Source organism: Pseudomonas alkylphenolica, from assembly GCF_016009175.1.
GTDB classification, from domain to species: domain Bacteria; phylum Pseudomonadota; class Gammaproteobacteria; order Pseudomonadales; family Pseudomonadaceae; genus Aquipseudomonas; species Aquipseudomonas alkylphenolica_B.
In genome coordinates this window covers 20,206-39,193 of sequence record NZ_JADUCM010000044.1, presented here as the reverse complement: position 1 = coordinate 39,193, position 18,988 = coordinate 20,206, and the positions used below count along the sequence as shown (strand labels likewise).

General features: G+C 63.4%; 18 protein-coding genes and 1 pseudogene. 7 read left to right on the top strand and 12 right to left on the bottom strand.

The genetic code is table 11. The features are described from left to right. Positions 1-155: 155 nt before the first annotated feature. Positions 156-1,001: a fumarylacetoacetate hydrolase family protein gene (locus I5S59_RS24555; protein ID WP_197878875.1), complete on the bottom strand. Its 846-nt coding sequence runs from the start codon at positions 999-1,001 to the stop codon at positions 156-158. A 95-nt stretch (positions 1,002-1,096) separates the two neighbouring features. On the opposite strand from I5S59_RS24555, the gene I5S59_RS24550 reads away from it, so the two are divergent. Together I5S59_RS24550 and I5S59_RS24545 are read left to right on the top strand one after the other, a co-directional pair. Continuing rightward, positions 1,097-1,651 carry a VOC family protein gene (locus I5S59_RS24550; protein ID WP_197878874.1) on the top strand — a complete coding sequence of 185 codons (555 nt, stop codon included), beginning with the start codon at positions 1,097-1,099 and terminating at the stop codon, positions 1,649-1,651. A 54-nt stretch (positions 1,652-1,705) separates the two neighbouring features. Further along, positions 1,706-2,461, top strand: coding sequence for an IclR family transcriptional regulator (locus I5S59_RS24545; RefSeq protein WP_197878873.1), 756 nt, complete (start codon positions 1,706-1,708; stop codon positions 2,459-2,461). Between the two features lie 6 nt (positions 2,462-2,467). Here I5S59_RS24545 and osmE read toward each other — a convergent pair whose 3' ends face one another. From osmE to I5S59_RS24520, 5 genes are all read right to left on the bottom strand, one after another. Beyond that, positions 2,468-2,836: an osmotically-inducible lipoprotein OsmE gene (osmE, locus tag I5S59_RS24540; RefSeq protein WP_197878872.1), complete on the bottom strand. Its 369-nt coding sequence runs from the start codon at positions 2,834-2,836 to the stop codon at positions 2,468-2,470. A gap of 76 nt (positions 2,837-2,912) precedes the next feature. Then, the gene (locus I5S59_RS24535) at positions 2,913-4,061 is read right to left on the bottom strand and encodes a PQQ-dependent sugar dehydrogenase (protein WP_197878871.1); all 1,149 of its coding nucleotides are present in this window, start codon (positions 4,059-4,061) and stop codon (positions 2,913-2,915) included. Positions 4,062-4,091: 30 nt separating this feature from the next. Then, positions 4,092-4,421: a hypothetical protein gene (locus I5S59_RS24530; RefSeq protein ID WP_332262096.1), complete on the bottom strand. Its 330-nt coding sequence runs from the start codon at positions 4,419-4,421 to the stop codon at positions 4,092-4,094. 110 nt (positions 4,422-4,531) lie between these two features. After that, a complete protein-coding gene (speB, locus tag I5S59_RS24525) occupies positions 4,532-5,494 on the bottom strand; it encodes an agmatinase (protein ID WP_197878870.1) in 963 nt (320 codons plus the stop codon). A 23-nt stretch (positions 5,495-5,517) separates the two neighbouring features. Continuing rightward, positions 5,518-6,597, bottom strand: a complete 1,080-nt coding sequence (locus tag I5S59_RS24520) for a polyamine ABC transporter substrate-binding protein (protein WP_197878869.1) — start codon at positions 6,595-6,597, stop codon at positions 5,518-5,520. Positions 6,598-6,697: 100 nt separating this feature from the next. Between I5S59_RS24520 and I5S59_RS24515 the strand changes: the two genes are divergently transcribed. Next, positions 6,698-7,588, top strand: coding sequence for a LysR family transcriptional regulator (locus I5S59_RS24515; RefSeq protein WP_197878868.1), 891 nt, complete (start codon positions 6,698-6,700; stop codon positions 7,586-7,588). 1 nt (position 7,589) lies between these two features. Here I5S59_RS24515 and I5S59_RS24510 read toward each other — a convergent pair whose 3' ends face one another. The 3 genes and pseudogenes from I5S59_RS24510 to I5S59_RS24500 all read right to left on the bottom strand — a co-directional run. Next, entirely contained in the window at positions 7,590-10,034 is a 2,445-nt protein-coding gene (locus I5S59_RS24510) for a TonB-dependent siderophore receptor (RefSeq protein ID WP_197878867.1), read from the bottom strand. Between the two features lie 137 nt (positions 10,035-10,171). Further along, positions 10,172-11,050 (bottom strand): FecR family protein, encoded by an 879-nt coding sequence (locus I5S59_RS24505; RefSeq protein WP_232239955.1) that lies wholly within the window; start codon positions 11,048-11,050, stop codon positions 10,172-10,174. Between the two features lie 4 nt (positions 11,051-11,054). Beyond that, positions 11,055-11,561 (bottom strand): annotated as a pseudogene (locus I5S59_RS24500) (RNA polymerase sigma factor); the annotation flags it as partial. Positions 11,562-11,695: 134 nt separating this feature from the next. On the opposite strand from I5S59_RS24500, the gene I5S59_RS24495 reads away from it, so the two are divergent. Then, positions 11,696-12,184, top strand: a complete 489-nt coding sequence (locus I5S59_RS24495; protein WP_197878865.1) for an LEA type 2 family protein — start codon at positions 11,696-11,698, stop codon at positions 12,182-12,184. A 12-nt stretch (positions 12,185-12,196) separates the two neighbouring features. On the opposite strand, the gene I5S59_RS24490 is transcribed toward I5S59_RS24495, so the two are convergent. After that, positions 12,197-12,451 carry a hypothetical protein gene (locus I5S59_RS24490; protein ID WP_128326314.1) on the bottom strand — a complete coding sequence of 85 codons (255 nt, stop codon included), beginning with the start codon at positions 12,449-12,451 and terminating at the stop codon, positions 12,197-12,199. A gap of 130 nt (positions 12,452-12,581) precedes the next feature. Here I5S59_RS24490 and I5S59_RS24485 point away from each other — a divergent pair, with 130 nt between their 5' ends. Next, complete coding sequence (locus tag I5S59_RS24485) at positions 12,582-12,902, top strand: DUF883 family protein (RefSeq protein ID WP_197878864.1); 321 nt, start codon at positions 12,582-12,584, stop codon at positions 12,900-12,902. A 37-nt stretch (positions 12,903-12,939) separates the two neighbouring features. On the opposite strand, the gene I5S59_RS24480 is transcribed toward I5S59_RS24485, so the two are convergent. Both I5S59_RS24480 and I5S59_RS24475 read right to left on the bottom strand, forming a co-directional pair. Continuing rightward, positions 12,940-13,566 carry a response regulator transcription factor gene (locus tag I5S59_RS24480; protein ID WP_197878863.1) on the bottom strand — a complete coding sequence of 209 codons (627 nt, stop codon included), beginning with the start codon at positions 13,564-13,566 and terminating at the stop codon, positions 12,940-12,942. Next, positions 13,566-15,416 carry a PAS domain S-box protein gene (locus I5S59_RS24475; protein WP_197878862.1) on the bottom strand — a complete coding sequence of 617 codons (1,851 nt, stop codon included), beginning with the start codon at positions 15,414-15,416 and terminating at the stop codon, positions 13,566-13,568. Before I5S59_RS24475 ends, I5S59_RS24480 begins: the two co-directional genes overlap by 1 nt. A gap of 151 nt (positions 15,417-15,567) precedes the next feature. Between I5S59_RS24475 and I5S59_RS24470 the strand changes: the two genes are divergently transcribed. Both I5S59_RS24470 and I5S59_RS24465 read left to right on the top strand, forming a co-directional pair. Next, positions 15,568-17,190 carry an acyl-CoA synthetase gene (locus I5S59_RS24470; protein WP_197878861.1) on the top strand — a complete coding sequence of 541 codons (1,623 nt, stop codon included), beginning with the start codon at positions 15,568-15,570 and terminating at the stop codon, positions 17,188-17,190. Between the two features lie 23 nt (positions 17,191-17,213). Then, on the top strand, positions 17,214-18,983 hold the full coding sequence (locus tag I5S59_RS24465) for an acyl-CoA dehydrogenase C-terminal domain-containing protein (protein ID WP_197878860.1): 1,770 nt from the start codon (positions 17,214-17,216) through the stop codon (positions 18,981-18,983). The last annotated feature ends 5 nt before the right edge of the window (positions 18,984-18,988 follow it).

Here is an 18,988-nt window from a genome sequence, read left to right as displayed (position 1 = left end):
GCTTCATGGTTGTTCCATTGCTATCGCGGGGGGGGGCCCCCCCCCCCCCCCCCCGGGGGGGGGGGGGGGGGGGGGGGGGGGGGGGGGGGGGGGGGCGGGGGGGCGGGGGGGGGGCCCCCCCCCCCCCCCCCCCCCCCCCCGGGTCCTGTCAGGGCTCAGTCGTCGGCCACACCGTTGACCAGGGTACCGATGCGGTCGACGTCGATTTCGACGGTGTCGCCCGGTTTGAGGAACAGTGGCGGCGTGCGCTTCAGACCAATGCCGCCCGGCGTGCCGGTGACGATCACATCACCAGGCGCCAGCGGGGTGATCGTGGAGAGGTAGGCAATCAGTTTGGGAATGCTGTGGATCAGCTGGCGGGTGGACGCGCGCTGCAGTTCGACACCATTGACGCGGGTGACCAGGGTCATTTCTTCATCCGGGCCGATTTCGTCGGCGGTGACCATCCACGGACCGAAGCCGCCGGTGCGGTAGAAGTTTTTACCCGGCCCCCACTGCGCCGTGTGCAACTGCCAGTCACGTACCGAACCATCGTTGTAGCAGGCGTAGCCGGCGATGTGGTCCCAGGAATCGGCTTCGCTGATGCGTCGGCCCGGCTTGCCGATGATCACGGCAATTTCCCCTTCGTAGTCGAAGCGCTCGGACTCGCGCGGACGCAACAACGGCTGGCCATGCCCGACCTGGGAGGCCGGCACACGCAGGAAAATCATCGGTTGTTCGGTGCTTTGGCGATTGGTTTCAGCGACGTGGTCGGCGTAGTTCAGGCCGACGCAGAAGATCTGCTCTGGATTGGGGATCACCGGCAGCAGGGTCACATCCTGCAGGCGATGGTCGGCGGCACCGCCCACTTCCAGCGCCAGCGCGACCGGATCGGGCTGTGCCAGCAAGGTGCGCAAGTCATCGGCGCGGCCGGCGAGGCGACGGCCGAGGTCGACGATACCGTCGTCGGCGAGGTAGCCGTAGCTGGTCTGATTGGCGACAGCAAAGCTGAGAAATTTCACTTCAATTACTCCTTTTTATCACTATGCGATAATTTGTTGCCTAAAGACTGGCAATCAAATAGATTCATGTCAACTATTATCGAATGGTGATAAAAATGAGCATTGATATCGGTCTTTCATTCAACCACATGGGCATCTACGTTCACGACCTGGCAGCGATGGAGGCCTTCTACACCGCCGTGCTGGGCTTCACGGTGACCGACCGCGGCAGCCTGCAAGGCGCCGAGGGCCCGGTACAACTGGTGTTCCTCAGCCGCGACCCGCGCACCCACCACCAGATCGTGCTGGCCAGCGGCCGCCCGGCAACCCTGGACTACAACCCGATCAACCAGATTTCACTGGCCGCCGACTCGCTGGCCACGTTACGCACGGTGTATCGGCGCTTCGTCGAGCTGGGCACACGCGATATCGATGCCATTACCCACGGCAACGCGATCTCGTTCTACGTCCGCGACCCCGAGGGCAACCGTCTGGAGTTGTTCTTCGATACGCCCTGGTATGTCAGCCAGCCGATGAAGGTGCCGGTCAACCTGGACCTGCCGGAAGACGAGTTGCTCGCGGCGGTCGAGGCCCATGCCCGACGCCTGCCCGGGTTCTGTTCTCGCGTCGAGTGGGAACAGCGCATGCACACACTGATGAGTGCCAGCTGACTGGTCGCCAGCCGTGCACGCGCTACAATGGGCTCTTTTTACCCGAGAGCCCGTATGTCCAGCCTGAACCGCATGTTGTCGGTACTCGACGTGTTCACCAGCGAACGGCCGGTATGGGAGGCTGATGCCATCGTCGAGGCGCTTGGCTGTTCAACGCCAACGGGCTATCGCTACCTCAAGGAGCTGATGCAGGCCGGCCTGCTGCAGCGCCTCAATGGCGGCTATTACGCCCTGGGCCCACGTATCGCGTTGCTGGACTACATCATCCGCACCACCGACCCGCTGCTGGGCCTGAGCATTCCGCTGATGCGCGAACTGGTGGAGAAAACCGAATGCCGCTGCGTGCTGTCGCGCATGGACGGCGATTTTTTCCTCGACCTGCACCACGAACGCCCCGAGCACGACGTGCAACTGAACTACGGTCGCGGCCGGCCGCGACCGCTGTTCCTCGGCGGCGCCCCGAAAGTGATCATCGCCCACTACCCGCCGAAAAAACTGCGGGCGCTGTACGACCGGCACACGGCAGAAATTTGTGCTGCAGGTCTGGGCGCGTGCTTTGAGGATTTCCAGCAGGCCATGCAGGTGATCCGCCGAGAGGGCTTCTACGCGTCCAGCGGTGAGCTGGAGGCAGGCATCTCCTCGTTGGCGGTGCCGGTGAAGTTTTCCAGCAAAGAGAACTGCGCCGCGCTCGCGCTGGTCGCCTCGACCAGCCGTTTCGACCTCAGCGATCGCAGCAAGCTGCTGGAGCTTATGCGCCAGACCGCACAGCGCATCAGCGCCGGGGTCGCCGAGTTCAGCCTGCACGACTAGCCGGCGCTAGCGGCCGGACTGCATTTTCCCGTACCCCGGGTCCATATAGAACGGAATCTTGGCGTTCTTCTGCTCAGCTTCCCAATCGGCGCAGGTGAAAAAGTCCTTGTGGTCCACCCGGTCGTTGCTGTCGAAGCTGACCAGGTACGGCTGGGACTGGCCGTTATGGTGGAACAGGTAGTCATTGCAGGTGCCGGGGTGCTCCGTGCGCCGGGTGGTGTGGAGCGGCGGTCCACCCAGCTCGAGAACCTGACGTTTGCTCATGCCGTTTTCTACCTGAGCCACCAAGGGCTGGTCGCGGTAGATCAGCGGGTTGCCGATGCAGCCGCCGATGGCGGCCAGTGCTACGACCAGCAGTAAAGACTGTGTGTTCATGACAGGCCTCCTGATGCAGGGGACGAAGAACGTTTCGATCCTGAAGGCACTGATTGAAGTTAAGTCGAGGTTCGCCCTATTGCGCCAATCCCACCTTCAGCAACGCGCCATCGCCGGCATCGGTCAGCACATACAGGTAGCCATCGGGGCCCACCCGCACATCACGGATACGCTGCCCCAGTTCCCCCAGCAGGCGCTCTTCGTGAACCACCTTGTCACCGTCCAGCTCCAGACGGATCAGCTCCTGGCTGGCCAGCGCGCCAATGAACAGGTTGTGGTCCCAGGCCTTGAAGCGCGGGTTGTCATAGAAGGCCATGCCACTGATGGCCGGTGACTTTTCCCAGACATGGTGCGGGTCGACCATACCGTCGACGTGTTCGCCGCGGGCTTCGGGAATCGGCAGCAGGGAGTAGTTGATGCCATGGGTGGCGATCGGCCAACCGTAGTTTTTGCCGGCTTTCGGAATGTTGATTTCATCACCGCCACGCGGGCCGTGTTCGTCGGTCCACAGCTCCCCAGTCCACGGGTTGAGTGCTGCACCCTGCTGGTTACGGTGGCCAAACGACCAGATTTCCACGCGCACGTTGTTCTGCCCGACAAACGGGTTGTCCTTGGGTACCGTGCCGTCCGGCAGCAGTCGCACCACCTTGCCTTGCAGCTTGTCCAGGTCTTGCGCCGTTTCGCGCTGGTTGTTCTCGCCCAAGGCGATGAACAGGTAACCGTCGCGGTCGAACACCAGCCGCGAGCCGAAATGGTTACCGGTCGACAGCTTCGGCTGCTGGCGGAAAATCACGTTGAAGTCCTCCAGCTTGGCCATGTCGCTGGACAACCGCCCGCGCCCCACGGCGGTACCGGCCTTGCCGTCCTCGCCACCACCTTCGGCATAGCTCAGGTACACCATGCGGTCCTGCTTGAAGGTCGGCGAAAGCACCACATCGAGCAGTCCGCCCTGGCCTTTGGCCCACACCTCAGGGACCCCGCCCAGCGGTGCCCCGACCTTGCCTTCGGCGCTGATGATCCGCAGGTTGCCGGGGCGCTCGGTGACCAGGATGCCCCGGCCTTCAGGCAGGAACGCCAAGGCCCAGGGGTGATCCAGCCCTTGCGCCAGGGTACTGACCTTGAGGCTGCCCTCCTCGCTTTTGAACACCTGCTCGGGCGCGGCATGGGCCAACAATGGCAGCAGCGCCGCAGCCAACAGGGTGGGAATCCAGGTACGTGGGGTCATCAGCTTTTCCTTCCAGGGAGGGCGTGGCCATCAAGGCATGCGGGTAGAGTCGCGGGGCGGCCGGGTGGGGTCCAGCTTCGGTGTCGACTGCTCCCGGTTCAGGGGCTGGCCGTTACCGATGCCGCGATTTTCGACGGTCGGTTGCCGCGGGATGGGTTGCGTCGATGGCCCCCGCACAGGCGGCGTGGCCTGGACGCTGCCCTGGCGGCTGTTGGGATTGGCGCGCATGATCGGGCTGTTGTACGGGTTGTTCGGCGAGGCGGCCAGTTGCAGTGGCTCATCCGCCGGCGCAGCCTGCAACGGCAGGCTGGCCAGCAGGCCCAGCGCCAGGCCGGCCAGGCTCAACAGGGAACTGTTCACGGGTATTCCTCCTGCGCGAAACGACGCGCCCAAGCATTGGATAGCCTAAGGCGCGTCAGGTTCGACAGGAAACCGCGAATTGCCCTACAGGTAATTCATGATGTTTCCACTCAGTGATCGACCTTATGCCGCGCGGCATACACGCAGAGCATTTCCATGGCCAGCGTCGATCCGGCCAGCGCCGTAATATCAGCATGGTCGTAAGCGGGCGCCACTTCCACCAGGTCCATGCCTACCAGGTTGATACCGCGCAGCCCCCCGATGATCTCCAGCGCCTGCACCGTGGTCAGCCCGCCGCACACCGGGGTACCGGTACCGGGTGCATAGGCCGGGTCGAGGCAGTCGATATCGAATGTCAGGTACACCGGGTGATCCCCCACACGCTGACGGATGGCTTCGATAATGGCCTGACAGCCACGCTGGTGCACCTGCCGGGCATCCAGCACGGCAAAGCCCTGGGTGTCGTCATTGGTGGTGCGCAGGCCGATCTGCACGGAGCGTGACGGGTCCACCAACCCTTCGCGGGCGGCATGCCAGAACATGGTGCCGTGGTCGACCCGCCCTGCCCCTTCCTCACATGGCCAGGTGTCACTGTGGGCATCGAAGTGGATCAGCGACAGCGGGCCATGTTTGGCAGCATGCGCCTTGAGCAGCGGGTAACTGATGAAATGGTCGCCGCCCAGGGTGAGCATGGCGCAACCGGCCTGCAGAATCTGCTCGGCATGGGCCTGGATGCTGTCCGGAATGGTATGAGGGCTGCCGTAGTCAAAGTTGCAGTCGCCATAGTCGATCACCGCCAGGTGGTCGAACGGATCGAACTCCCACGGCCAGTGCCGGGCCCAGGCTTGTTGCACCGACGCGGCGCGAATGGCGCGTGGGCCAAAGCGTGCACCGGGACGGTTGCTGGTGGCGGTGTCGAACGGCACACCGCTGACCACCACGTCGACACCGCGCAGGTCACGGGTGTAACGACGGCGGGAAAAGCTGGTGATGCCGGCAAAGGTGTTCTCGGCAACAGTGCCGTACAGGCTGTCGCGGGTCATGGCCTGGTCGTTATCGGGGGCGAGGTCCATCATCGGGCTCCTTGTTCGGGTTGTTATTGGCGGCTACGGAACGTGGTCCACAGGCGGGTGCGCTGGCGCATGTCGGCCAGGGCCATGCTGCGGTCGGCAAACAGCCGGGCACGCACCTGCTCAGGGGGGTAGATATCCGGGTCGGTACGTACCGCCTCGTCCACCAGCGCCGTGGCCGCCTTGTTGGCGTTGGCAAAAAACAGCGTGTTGGTCAGCGGTGCCACAGACTCGGGGCGCAGCATGAAGGCAATGAACGCCCGCGCCGCTTGCGGGTGCGGCGCGTCCTTGGGGATCACCAGGTTGTCCTGCCAGATCAGGGTGCCTTCGCGCGGAATCCGGTACACCACCTGGAACGCCTTGCCAGCCTGACGGGCTTGCTCGGCGGCCATCGCGGCATCGCCGTTGTAGGTCAGCGCCAGGCACACGCTGCCGTTGGCCAGGTCGCTGATCTGGCGACCGTTGGCGACATAGCTGACCGACGGCTGCAACTGCTTGAGCAAGGCCTGGGCAGCGGCCAGGTCGTCCTTGTTGCGGCTGTAGGGGTCTTTGCCCAGGTAGTTCAGGGCCACGCCAATCACTTCCTGGGGCGAGTCGGACATGGCAATGCCACAGTCCTTGAGCTTGCTGGCGTACTCGGGTTTGAACAGCAGGTCGAGGCTGTCGAGCGGCGCATCGCCGATGCGCTGGCGCACGGCTTCAAGGTTGATTCCCAGGCCGAGGGTGCCCCAGGTGTACGGCACTGCGTACTGGTTACCCGGATCGACCTCGGCCAGTTTGGCCAGCAGGTCGCTGTCGAGGTTGCCGTAGCCCGGCATCGCTTGCGCCTGCACCGGTTGCAGGGCACCGGCCGTCAGCGCCCGTGCCAGCAGACTGCTGGAAGGCACCACCACGTCGTAGCCGCTGCCGCCGGTGAGCAGCTTGGTTTCCAGCACCTCAGTGGTGTCGAACGTGTCGTAGCGCACGGTGTAGCCGGTTTCCTTCTCGAAGCGCTGCAAGGTTTCCGGGGCTACGTAGTCAGCCCAGCTGTAGAGGTTGAGCACCTTCTCTTCGGCATGCACCGGCAACGCCAGCAGCAACGGGAGCAACAACAGGGATGTACGCATGGCGGGCACCTTATTCAGTGGATGCCCAGAGCATGCCTGCTGGGTTACATTGCAAAAATCGCAAGTTACTTATCCTGACATGCACCAGGAGCAATGTTTGATGCTAGGGCAATTGCACGACCTCGACCTGCACCTGCTGCGGTTGTTCGTCACGGTGGTCGAGGCCGGCGGCTTCAGTGCCGCCCAGGGTGTGCTGGGCCTGAGCCAGCCGAGCATCAGCCAGCAGATGGCACGCCTGGAAACACGCCTGGGCTATCGCCTGTGCAGCCGCGGCAAAAGCGGCTTTCACCTGACCGCCAAAGGCGAGGTACTGCTCAAGGCCACGCGGGAATTACTGGTACAGATCGACGCCTTCCGCCATCAGGCCAACGGCGTCGCGGGGCGTTTGCTGGGCGAAGTACGCGTGGGCATTTCGGAAGCCCAGGACAGCAGCGTGACCCTGCGCCTGGCCCAGGCTATCGAGCGTTTTCGCCAACGTGATGAATCAGTGCGCCTGGAACTGGTCAGCGCGATGCCGGCCGATCTTGAGCGGTTGCTGTTGCAGCAGCGCCTGGACCTGGCCATTGGCTATTTCTCCGGCAAGCAATCGGCATTCGATTACACGCCGTTGTTTGAAGAAACCCAGCGCCTGTACTGCGCCAGTCACCACCCCTTCGCCAGCGCTACCCAGGTGAGCCGGCAGATGCTGCTGGAGGCCGATCAGGTCGAACATCCCTACCGTTTTCTGGAGAACCCGGAGCCGCTCAGCGGCGGTCGTGCGTCGGCGCGTTCCGAACAGGTGGAAGGCGCCCTGGCATTCATTTTGTCCGGCCGCCATATCGGTTACCTGCCCTGCCACTTCGCCGCGCCGTGGGTCGAGCGCGGGCTGTTGCACGCCCTGGACCCGGCGTTGAACTTCCAGGTGCCGTTCGTGTTGGCACGGCACCGCGCCCAGGTGCCCAGCGACGCCCAACAGGCGTTCAACGCCGACCTGCTGAGCGCCTTCGCCTGACTCAGTAGGCCATCGACCAGGTCAGGGTGTAAGTACGCCCGCGGCCCTGATAGTCATACAGGTAGGCCGGGCCATAGGTCGGCGAGTAGAACAGCGTCGCGCGCTGGCCCCAGACAGTGCTGTACTGCTTGTCCAGGAGATTCTGGATACCGGCACTGAAGGGGCCGAAACCGGTGTCCTGGCTGCCGAGCAGGTCGAAGGTGGTGTAGCCACTGATCTTGTGATCGGCATCGTCTTCCAGGGTGAAGGCATGGTTGGCCTGCAGGCGCGCACTGCGGCCCTCGTCCTTCCAGCCGACAAACGCGGTCGATTTCGACAGCGAGGCGTAACGCGCATCGCGCTTGATCCAGTCGCCGTCCTTGTCTTCTTCCTCCGAGCGCACCAGGTGCAGGGTGCTACCGGCTTCCCAGCCGCTTTCGAAGTGACGGGTCAACGCGCCTTCAAAGCCGAAATCGCGGCTCTTCTGGTCTTCGACGTTGATGGTCAGGGTGGCCATGTCGGTGGTGATGATCTTGTCCGACCAGATGTAGTACACCGCCGCCTGTGCATCCCAGTCCAGGTCGGCGTATCGCCAGCCCAGTTCCACCTGGCGGCTCTTGATGCCCGCCAGCGGGTTGTCGTCGACGCTCAGGCCTGGCTTGCCGTAGAACTTGGCCGGGTCCGGCAGATCAAAGCCTTCACCATAGTTGGTCCAGAGCTGGTGACCGTTCTTGAAGTCGTAGATGGCCCCGAGGTTGAACAGGTTGACCTGGTAGTCGTTACTGCCACCGGGCACGGCTTTGAAGTTGCCGACATCCACGTCCATCTGCTGGCGGCGGGCACCACCGGAAAAGGTCAGGTTGTCCGTCGCGTGCCAGTCCAGCTGGGCGTAGTACGACAGGCCATCGACGCGGTAGCTGGGGTAGCGCGGGGCTTTGCTCGCCTCTTCAAGGTCCAGGCCACCGCTTTCGGAGGACGTCAGCGCATCAAAGGTGGTCTGGTCGGCGTTGAAGCGTTCACGGTCCAGGTCCACGCCATAGGTCAGCTTGAGCGTGTCCCACTGCTTGGCGAACAGCGCCTTGAGGCTGGTGACTTCGAAGTTCTGTTGCGAACCGGCAAAGTACACGCCTTTGGCGCCGACCGGCTTGGCGGTGTTGTAGTAAGGAAACGGGTAGAAGTTGTCGTCTTCCTTGCGGTACGACGCCTGCAGGTAGAAGTCCTGGCCGAGCACGTCGCTGTGGTGGTAGTTGGCGTTGAGCAACAGGCGCTTGGTCCGCGGCTCCAGGTCCGAGGAATAACCGCCGCGCAGTTCGGCGTCTTCCAGGTCCGAAGGCTTGTTGTAGTTCAGGTTGGGAAAGTAGATCCCGGTGCTGCCGTGGTTGCCCGAGTCATAGTACTGGGCGAGCAGGTCGAGGCTTTGCTCGTCGTTGAAGGTCAGGCCGAGGCTGCCCAGCACATCGATCGTGCGGTTGTACTGAAGGTCGGTCTGGGTGTTGTCGATGAAGATCTGGTCGCCTGCGCCATCGTAGAAGGCTTCGTTCTGCTCACCGGAAACGCCCAGGCGTGCAGTGACCCGTTCGTTGCCGCCACTGACCGATTGCGCAATGCGCGTCGACAGGTCGTCGCTGTTGTTAAAGCCGCTGCTCGCACCGATCTGGGTCTCGAAACGGGCCGGGCCGGCCTCGCCCTTTTTGGTGACGATGTTAATGATGCCGCCGGTTGCGCCGCCGCCGTAGATGGCACTGGCACCCGAGAGCACTTCGACGCGCTGGACGTTGAACGGCGAGATGCTGTCGAACTGGCGCGACAGGCCTCGGGAGCTGTTCTGGCTGACCCCGTCGATCATCACCAGCACGTTGCGCCCACGCATGTTCTGGCCGTAGTTGGTGCGCCCTTCCGGTGCCAGGTCCAGCCCGGGCACCAGCTTGCCGATGGCTTCCTTGAGGCTTACGCCAGTGTTGATCTGTTCCTGCAATTGCTGCTGGTCAACCACCCAGACGGTGCCGGGAATTTCACTGATCGAGGTGCTGGTACGCGATGCCACGCTCACTTCAATCGGCTTGAGGCTGACACTGGCCGGGGTGGACGTCGCCTTGCGCAGGATCACCGTACGCGCATCGCTGAACTGCCAGCTCATGCCGCTGCCGGCCAGCAGGCTCTGCAAGGCCTCGGCAATGCTGTAGCGGCCATCGAGCGCCGGGCTCTGGCGGCCGGCGACATCGGCGGTGGTGTACAGCAGGTGCAGGCCAGCCTGGTCGGCAAACGCGGTCAGGGCCTGGTCGAGGTCCTGGGCGGGCAGCGCGAGGGTCACTTCGCGCGCTTGCTGGGCGCTGACTTGGGCCGGGCTCGCGGTGTCCGCCGCCAATGCCCATACAGGGCCGAGCAGCGCAGCGACGGCAGTCGAGGCCAGCAGTGCGTGTTTGAAACAACCGGTGGAGCGGACGATGGGCTTGAGCGTAGCCTTCACAATGTTCTTCCAGGCAAAGGTGTAAATGAGAATGGATTGCTGATCAGTCTCACTACGACGATTGGGCGAAGAAGAACTTGCAGTACCAACGTGAAAATAATTTCTTTTCGGTTACATCACACAGCCGGCAACGCCGTTCAGTACACCACCGCCAGCCACGGCAGGTAGGTCACCTTCAGCGCATAACGCTGTTCCAGCGTGCGCAACAACCCGTGTGGATCATCCAGGTCGAACACGCCGCTGACCTGCATGGCGGCCAGTTGCGGGTCGGACAACACAATGCGGCCGTGCTGATAACGCTCAAGCTCCACCAGCACTTCTCGCAACGGCTTGCCGTTGAAGATCAGCTTGCCACGCTGCCAGGCAGTCAATGCCCGCGCATCCGCAGTCACCGGCAATACACGCTCACCAACCCGTGCCTCACCCTGAGCCACCACTACGCGGTTGCTGCTGCCGTCGCGACGCACACTGAACACCGCCCCGCTGCCCTGCAGGGTTTCATTGCCGGCCTCGACCACAAACGGCCGCGAATCGCTTGCCGGCTCGAACAGGGCTTCGCCCGCCTTGAGCATGACGCGGCGCTGGTCATTGCTGAAGTCCACTGACAGCGCGCTGGCGCTGTTGAGCAAGACATGGGAACCATCGGCCAGGGTAATGCGCTGCTGTTGGCCGACGCGGGTGTGATAGTCCGCGAACAACGCCGGCGCCTGCTGCCAGCCGCCATAGCCCACCAGCGCCAGCACCAGCGAAGCCGCCATGGCAGTGCCCCAGCGACGTCGGCGTGGCGCGACAGTCTTTAATTCGGCAGCCGCCCGGGTATGGCCGAGGTCGCCCCACAAGGCTTGTGCCTCCCGCGCCGCCTCGGCATGCGCCGGACTCAGCTGGCACCAGCGCTGATAGCGGGCGCGGTCGGCCTCGCTGGCATTGCCGGAATGCAACAGCACCTGCCAGTCGAGGGCATCATCGGACAGATCGCTGATAGGCTGCGCTGCAGGCATGGCGTGGGCATCAATCATGGTTGTGTTTGAGCCAGTCACGGCAGTGGCGCAATGCCTGGCCGATATATTTTGCCACCATGCTCTCGGAAACACCCAATTGTTGTGCAATTTGCGCCTGGGTCAGGCCTTCAACCCGGTTGAGCAGCAGCGCCTGACGGGCATTGGGCGGTAATTGCAGCAACGCTTCGTCCAGTTGTGCCAGACGTTCACGCGCCAGCAAGGCCGCTGCCGGCGCCGGCGCCGGGCACGGCAGTTCACGCGCCGCTTCACTGTCGTCGAGGTTGCCGGCCATGCGTTGTTCGCGGCGCAGGGTATCGATGGCCAGATTGCCTGCCACACGGAAGATAAAACTGCGCGCATGCAGTACCGGCGGGTCCTGCTGGTCGATCTTGACCAGTTTCAGGTAGGTTTCCTGCGCCACGTCGGCCGCGCGTTGACGATCGCTCATGCGCCGGGTCAGGAACTGCAGCAGGTCATCGTAATGTTCCTGAAAGCTGGCAAGCAGCCCGGACATGGGAGGCGTCAACATGAAGGAATTCGATGGGCCTTGAGAAAGGGAAACAGGCGTTAATGAGAAACAGTATCGTTCAAAACGCCAGCCGCTTTCAACGTCGCCGTGTATTTGCCACACTGAGCACCCATTGCCTGCAAGGAACTGCACCGATGATGCGTGCTTACCGCCACCTGTTACGTGCAAGCCTGGTGCTGGCAATGCTGCTGGGCCTGAGTGCCTGTGCGCTGTTCCAGAGCCGCGATCCGCTGAGCATCAGCGTGATCGGCATCGAACCCATGCCTGGCCAGGGTCTGGAAATGCGCATGAAGGTGAAACTGCGGGTGCAAAACCCCAACGAGACGCCGATCGACTACAACGGCATCGCCGTTAACCTGGAGGTCAACGGCCAGCCACTGGCCGCCGGCGTCAGCGACCAGAGCGGCAGCATTGGCCGTTTTTCCGAAGGTGTAGTAGAGGTGCCGATGAGCATCACCGCGTTCTCGATGATGCGCCAGGCGGTGGGCCTGGGTCAGGTGCAGAACCTCGACGGCATGCCCTATGTGCTGCGCGGCAAACTGGCCGGCGGGGTATTTGGTACGGTGCGCTTCAGCGACAATGGCCAGCTGAGCCTGCCGAAACCGGCCAACATCACCTGGTAAACCCTGCGCGGTTTACTTGGCCGCGGCCATCAGTTTGTTGACTTCACTGCGCACCATGTTGGCGAACTCGGGCGGCGACATGCCGTCCAGTTCCGCGCGCACCCACTCGGCCCACTTGCCTTTGCGCCGGGGCTTTTCGGCGATCAACCGCGCGGCTTCACCCTTGGCTTTGCCCAGGTTGGTCTGCCAGAGCTCGAACAGTCGCGCTTTCTCGTCCTCGATCTGCGCCCGTTCGGCGAAGCTCTTGTTGGCCAGATTGAAACTCATGGGGGTGTCCTGCCACTTGAAAATAGGCGCTATCTTACACTGTAGCCGCGAAGGGCCGACAATCCGCTGCAACTTTCCGCGCCCACCGGTATCCACTAATGACAGCCCAACCCATGACGAGGAAGTGCCCATGGCCAGGAAATCCAGCGTGCAAACCGAAGTCGAGCAAATCAAGGATCAAGCGTTCAGCGAACTGCAGGTACTGATCGAAGAGTCGGAAAAACTGCTTCGCGACAGCGCGGCGCTGGTGGGCGACGAAGCCGAAACCCTGCGCGACCAGGTCCGGCTCAAGCTCAAGCGCGCCGGTGAGGCGGTCAGCCAGGCACGTAGCAAGGCGCAACCGGTCGTCGACGCCACCCAGGACTACATTGGCGGCCACCCTTGGCAAACCGTGGCGATCTCGGCCGGGTTCGGGCTGGTGGTCGGCCTGCTGCTGGGGCGTCGCCCTTAGCCACCTCTGCGGGCTCGCTTGCGAGCCCGCCCTCCATTCAGCGCAGGCTCAGGGCCTGCACCACGCCGCAGGCAATCGCCATACCCACCAGCGCCGGCAGGTGCTCGGCCTCCATCCGCTTCATCACCCTGCCCCGGTACAGGTCGACAGTCTTGACGCTGACCTCGAGCTGTTCGGCGATTTCGCGGTTGCTGTAACCCTGCACCAACGGCACAAACACATCGCGTTCGCGTGGCGTCAGGCTGTCTATCCGCGCCTGCACGGCGGCACGCGGACCGCTGCCCGCCTGGGCCTGACGCGACCCGTCGAGGGCGGCCTGCACGGCATCGAGCAACAGTTGCTCGTTGTAGGGCTTTTCGATGAAGTCGCACGCACCGGCCTTGAACGCCCGCACCACGATCGGCACATCGGCATGCCCGCTGAGGAAGATCACCGGCAGCTCGATGCCGCGTGCGCGCATGGCCTCCTGCACGCTTAACCCGCCCATGCCGGGCATACGCACATCCAGCAACACGCAGGCCGGCCGCTGCTCGTCGCAGGCGTCGAGAAATGCCTGGCCGCTGGTGAACGGAATGGCCTTTACGCCGACCGATTCGAGCAGCCACACAGTCGAATCGAGCATGCCCTGGTCGTCATCGACCACATAGACTTTCGGTTGCTGCATTACACGTCCTCTATCCCGGCCCCGGCCACGGGCGTCAAGCGGCAGCACAGGGTCAATCCCCCTGCGGCCCCCGGTTGCGCCTGCAAGGTGCCGCCAAAGCCTTCAATGATACTGCGGCTCATGCTCAAACCCAGCCCCAGGCCTTCCGGCTTGCTGGTGGTGAACGGCGTAAAGATGCCGTCGAGCCGCTCCGCTGCCACCCCCGGACCCTGGTCGCTGACCTCAATCCGCAACAGGCCGGCGTCCAGCACGGCGCTGAGCACGATACGCGAAGGTTGCCCCTTGTGCTGCTCGCGATTGGCGTCAATGGCATTGCGCAGCAGGTTGAGCAGCACCTGTTCAAGCAACACCCGGTCGGCATAGACCGCCGGTAGCGATGGGCTGATGCGCTGTTCGATGTGCACCTGATCCTGCGCCGCTTCCCAATCGCACAGGCGCACGGCTTCCCTGGCCACGTCGGCAATGGACAACGCCTGCAGGCGTCGCGGTTCTTTACGCAGGAACGCGCGCAAACGCTTGATCACTTCGGCCGCGTGCGTGGCCTGTTCGTTGATGCGCTGCAGCCCTTGCGACACCCGCCCCGCCGCCAGTGGATCACGGTCCAGGGCCTGCAGGTAACGCTGGCTGGCACTGGCATAGTTGACCACTGCCGCGAGCGGCTGATTGATTTCATGAGCGATACCCGAGGCGAGTTCACCCAGGGTCACCAGGCGCGCACTGTGCGCCAGTTCGTCCTGATGCCGGCGTTGCTGGGCTTCACGCAGTTCACGCTCGGTCATGTCACGGGCCACCAGCGAGTAGTAACGTTCACCCCCGGCAGCCCGGTGCGCCAGCAGCACCAGCGACACCGGAAACGCCGCGCCGCCCTGCCAGGGAATCAAGCGTGTCTCTGCGTGCCAGACGCCTGTTTGCTCGGCACACTGCCAGCCGTGTTCCTGCAGTTGCTGCTGCAACGCAGGATCGAGCAGGGCCTGCAGCGGCGGCAACGCCTGCACCTGTTGCAAGCCCAACGCGCGGCGCGCCGAGCGGTTCAGGTAACTCAACTGCCCTTCACGGTCAGTGAACAGCACCAGGTCGGTATTGGCCTCCACCACTTCTGCCAGGCGCCGGCGGTTTTCCTGGGCCTCGATGCGGGCGGTGATCTCCCGCGAGACGCTGACAATTTCCACCACGGCCCCGGTGTAGGTTTCGCGGATCGCCCGGCTGGCAATTTCGAACCACAGGTCGCGACCGTCGCGGTGACGGACCCGACAGGTCATGGTCTGGTAGCCATCCTGTTCCAGCGCCTGCGCAGCTTGCAGCAGTGACTGCTGGCGGTCCTGGGGGTGAAACAGCGACTGCACGGCCACCCCGCGCAGCTCTTCGGGCCAGTAACCCAGCAAGCGGTAGGACGCCGGCGAGGCGTCAAGAAAGCAGCCATCCGGACTGTGCCGGGAGATCAGGTCAGTGGTGTTCTCGGTAATCAGGCGATACAGCCGTCGCGCCTGACTGGCGTCACGTTCGGCCGAACGCTCGGCCGTGGCATCGCGGCAGCGCACCAGGACCTGGCGGTTGTCGCCGTCGGGAATGAAGGTCCAGAGCAGGATCTGACCTGCCACCGCGGCCTCGACATCGCTGATCGCCCGCCCCTGGCGCAGGCACGCGCTCACCAGCGCAACGAAGTTGCTTGGCAACCAGTAGTCGACTGCACGCTGCGGCCAGGGGCCGAGCATGGCCTGCAGCGCCGGGTTCACGGCCAGCACCGCGGCGGATGCATCCAGGAGCAGGCTGGGCTGGGGGTCGCTGGCGAGCAGAGTGGTCATGGGTGCGTTCACAGAATGCCATCGGGGCGCATATAGTACTTCTACCATATTGCTATAGTCTATCTTCCAAGTAACATGGCGATTCGCGTAAAAACTCAAACGCGAAGGCTTGCCCTTCACGACACCTGATCAGAGCTAACAATCAGCCACCGGGGGTTGCAGTACGCCATTTTGGCCGCCCCCTGCACAGGAACATTTCATGTCGATTTTCTCCCAGGGCCTGGCGCCCGCCCCTGTCAATCACCAAGCCCTGAGCCCGCTGAGCTTCATCGAACGTACGGCAGCCGTCTACGGCCAGTACCCGGCGGTGATTCACGGCGCCATCCGGCGCAACTGGCAACAGACCTATGAACGCTCCCGCCGCCTGGCCAGTGCCCTGGCCGGGCGCGGCATCGGTCAGGGCGATACCGTCGCGGTGATGCTGCCGAACATTCCGGCGATGCTCGAGGCGCACTTCGGTGTGCCGATGATCGGTGCGGTGCTCAATGCCCTGAACGTTCGCCTCGACGCCGAGGCCATTGCCTTCATGCTCGAGCACGGCGAGGCCAAAGTGCTGATTACCGACCGCGAGTTCCACAAGGTCATCGCCGGGGCGCTGGCACTGATGGAATTCCCGCCGCTGGTGGTCGATGTCGACGATCCCGAATACGGCGAAGGCCAGGCGGTCAGTGACCTCGACTACGAGGCCTTTCTCGCTGAAGGCGACCCCGAGTTTGCCTGGCAATGGCCTGAAGACGAGTGGCAGGCAATCTCGCTGAACTACACGTCCGGCACCACCGGCAACCCCAAGGGCGTGGTCTATCACCACCGCGGCGCCTACCTGAACGCACTGGGCAACCAGATGACCTGGGCCATGGGCAACCACCCGGTGTACCTGTGGACCCTGCCGATGTTCCATTGCAACGGCTGGTGCTACCCCTGGACCGTTACCGCGCTGGCCGGCACCCATGTGTTCCTGCGCCGGGTCGACCCGCAAAAAATCCTTACCCTGATCCGAGAACATCAGGTCAGCCACCTGTGCGGTGCGCCGATTGTCCTCAATGCCCTGATCAACATGCCCGAGTCGGCCAAGGCCGCCATCGATCACCCGGTCAACGCCATGGTGGCCGGCGCAGCACCACCGGCCAAGGTGATTGGGGCCGTGGAAGAAATGGGCATCAAGGTCACCCACGTTTACGGCCTGACCGAAGTCTATGGTCCGGTGACCGTCTGTGCCTGGCACGCCGAGTGGGACGAGCAACCGCTGGCTGAGCGTGCGCGGATCAAATCACGCCAGGGCGTGCGCTACCCGACCCTCGAAGGCCTGATGGTCGCAGACCCGCAGACCCTGGAGCCGGTGCAACGCGACGGCAATACCCTGGGTGAAATCTTCATGCGCGGCAACACGGTGATGAAGGGCTACCTGAAAAACCCTGAAGCCACCGCCGAAGCCTTCCGTGGCGGCTGGTTCCATACCGGCGACCTGGCGGTATGGCATGCCGATGGCTATGTGGAAATCAAAGACCGCCTGAAGGACATCATCATCTCCGGCGGCGAAAACATCTCCACCATCGAAGTCGAAGACACCCTCTACAAGCACCCTGCCGTGCTCGAAGCGGCGGTAGTCGCCCGCCCTGACGAAAAATGGGGCGAAACCCCTTGCGCCTACATCACCCTCAAGGCCGGCTTTGAACAGACCCGCGACAGCGACATCATCAGTTTCTGCCGCGAGCACCTGGCCGGCTTCAAGCTGCCGAAGACTGTGGTTTTCAGCGAGCTGCCGAAAACCTCTACCGGCAAGATCCAGAAGTACCTGTTGCGTGACTGGGCCAAGGCGCTCTGATCCCTTTTGACAGCGAGAACTCCATGCCTGAATTCAATGCTCCGCTGCGCGACATGCGCTTTGTCCTTCATGAAGTGTTCCAGGGCCCGGCGCTCTGGGCACGGCTTCCGGCCCTGGCCGAACGGGTGGATGCCGACACTGCCGATGCCATTCTGGAAGAAGCGGCGAAAATCACCGGTCAGTTGATCGCCCCGCTCAACCGCAGCGGCGATGAGCAAGGCGTGGTGTTCGATGCCGGTGAAGTGCGCACACCGGACGGTTTTGCCGAAGCCTGGCAGACCTACCGTGAAGGCGGCTGGGTCGGCCTTGCCGGCAACCCCGAGCACGGCGGCCTGGGCATGCCGAAAATGCTCGCGGTGCAGTTTGAAGAAATGCTCTATGCCGCCAACTGCAGTTTCAGCCTGTACTCGGCCCTGAGCGCCGGTTGCTGCCTGGCCCTCGACGCCCACGCCAGCGACGACCTCAAGGCCACCTACCTGCCGCCGCTGTACAGCGGCGAGTGGGCCGGCACCATGTGCCTGACCGAGCCGCATGCCGGCACCGACCTCGGGATCATCCGGACCAAGGCCGAACCCGATGCCGATGGCAGTTACCGCATCAGCGGTACGAAGATTTTCATCACCGGCGGCGAGCAGGACCTGACCGACAACATCATCCACCTGGTACTGGCCAAGCTACCCGATGCTCCGGCCGGGCCCAAGGGCATCTCGCTGTTCCTGGTGCCCAAGTTCCTGGTCAATGCCGATGGCAGCCTGGGCGCGCGCAACCCGGCGCACTGCGGCTCGCTGGAACACAAAATGGGCATCAAGGCCTCGGCCACCTGTGTGATGAACTTCGACGACGCCACCGGCTACCTGATCGGCGAGCCGAATCGCGGCCTGGCGGCGATGTTCACCATGATGAACTACGAGCGCCTGTCCATCGGCATCCAGGGAATCGGTTGCGCCGAAGCGTCGTACCAGAATGCGGCGCGCTACGCCCAGGATCGCCTGCAAAGCCGCGCCGCCACTGGCGCGCAATCCCGTGAGAAAATTGCCGACCCGATCATCGTTCACCCCGATGTGCGGCGCATGCTGCTGACCATGCGCGCCCTGACCGAAGGTGGCCGGGCGTTCGCGACCTATGTCGGCCAGCAGCTGGACATCGCCAAGTACGCCGAGGATGCTGAGGAACAAGCTGCCGCGCAGCGCCAGGTAGCCCTGCTGACCCCGGTGGCCAAAGCGTTCTTTACCGACAACGGCCTGGAAAGCTGCGTGCTCGGCCAGCAGGTGTTCGGCGGCCACGGTTACATTCGCGAATGGGGCCAGGAACAACTGGTGCGCGATGTGCGCATTGCCCAGATCTACGAAGGCACCAACGGTATTCAGGCCCTGGACCTGCTCGGGCGCAAAGTGGTGGCTGACGGTGGCAAGGCCCTGGCCGAGTTCACCGGCGAAATTCGCAGTTTCTGTGCGCACGGTACGCCTTACGCGCAGGCCCTGCTCGACGCCACCGCCGAACTGGAAAGCCTCAGCCAGTGGTTGTGCGCCCAAGCTGCCGAAGACGCCAATGCCATCGGTGCCGCTTCAGTGGAATACCTGCAGGTGTTTGGCTATGTGGCCTACGCCTATATGTGGGCACGCATGGACCAGGTCGCCGAACAGCAACTGGCTGACGACCCGGCGTTCTACGGGGCCAAACGTGCCAGCGCCGCGTTCTTCTATGCCCGTCTGTTGCCACGCACCCTGTCGCTGCAGGCCAGCATCCGTGCCGGTAGTGGCTCGCTGTTCAGTCTTGACGCCGAGCAGTTCTGAAATAC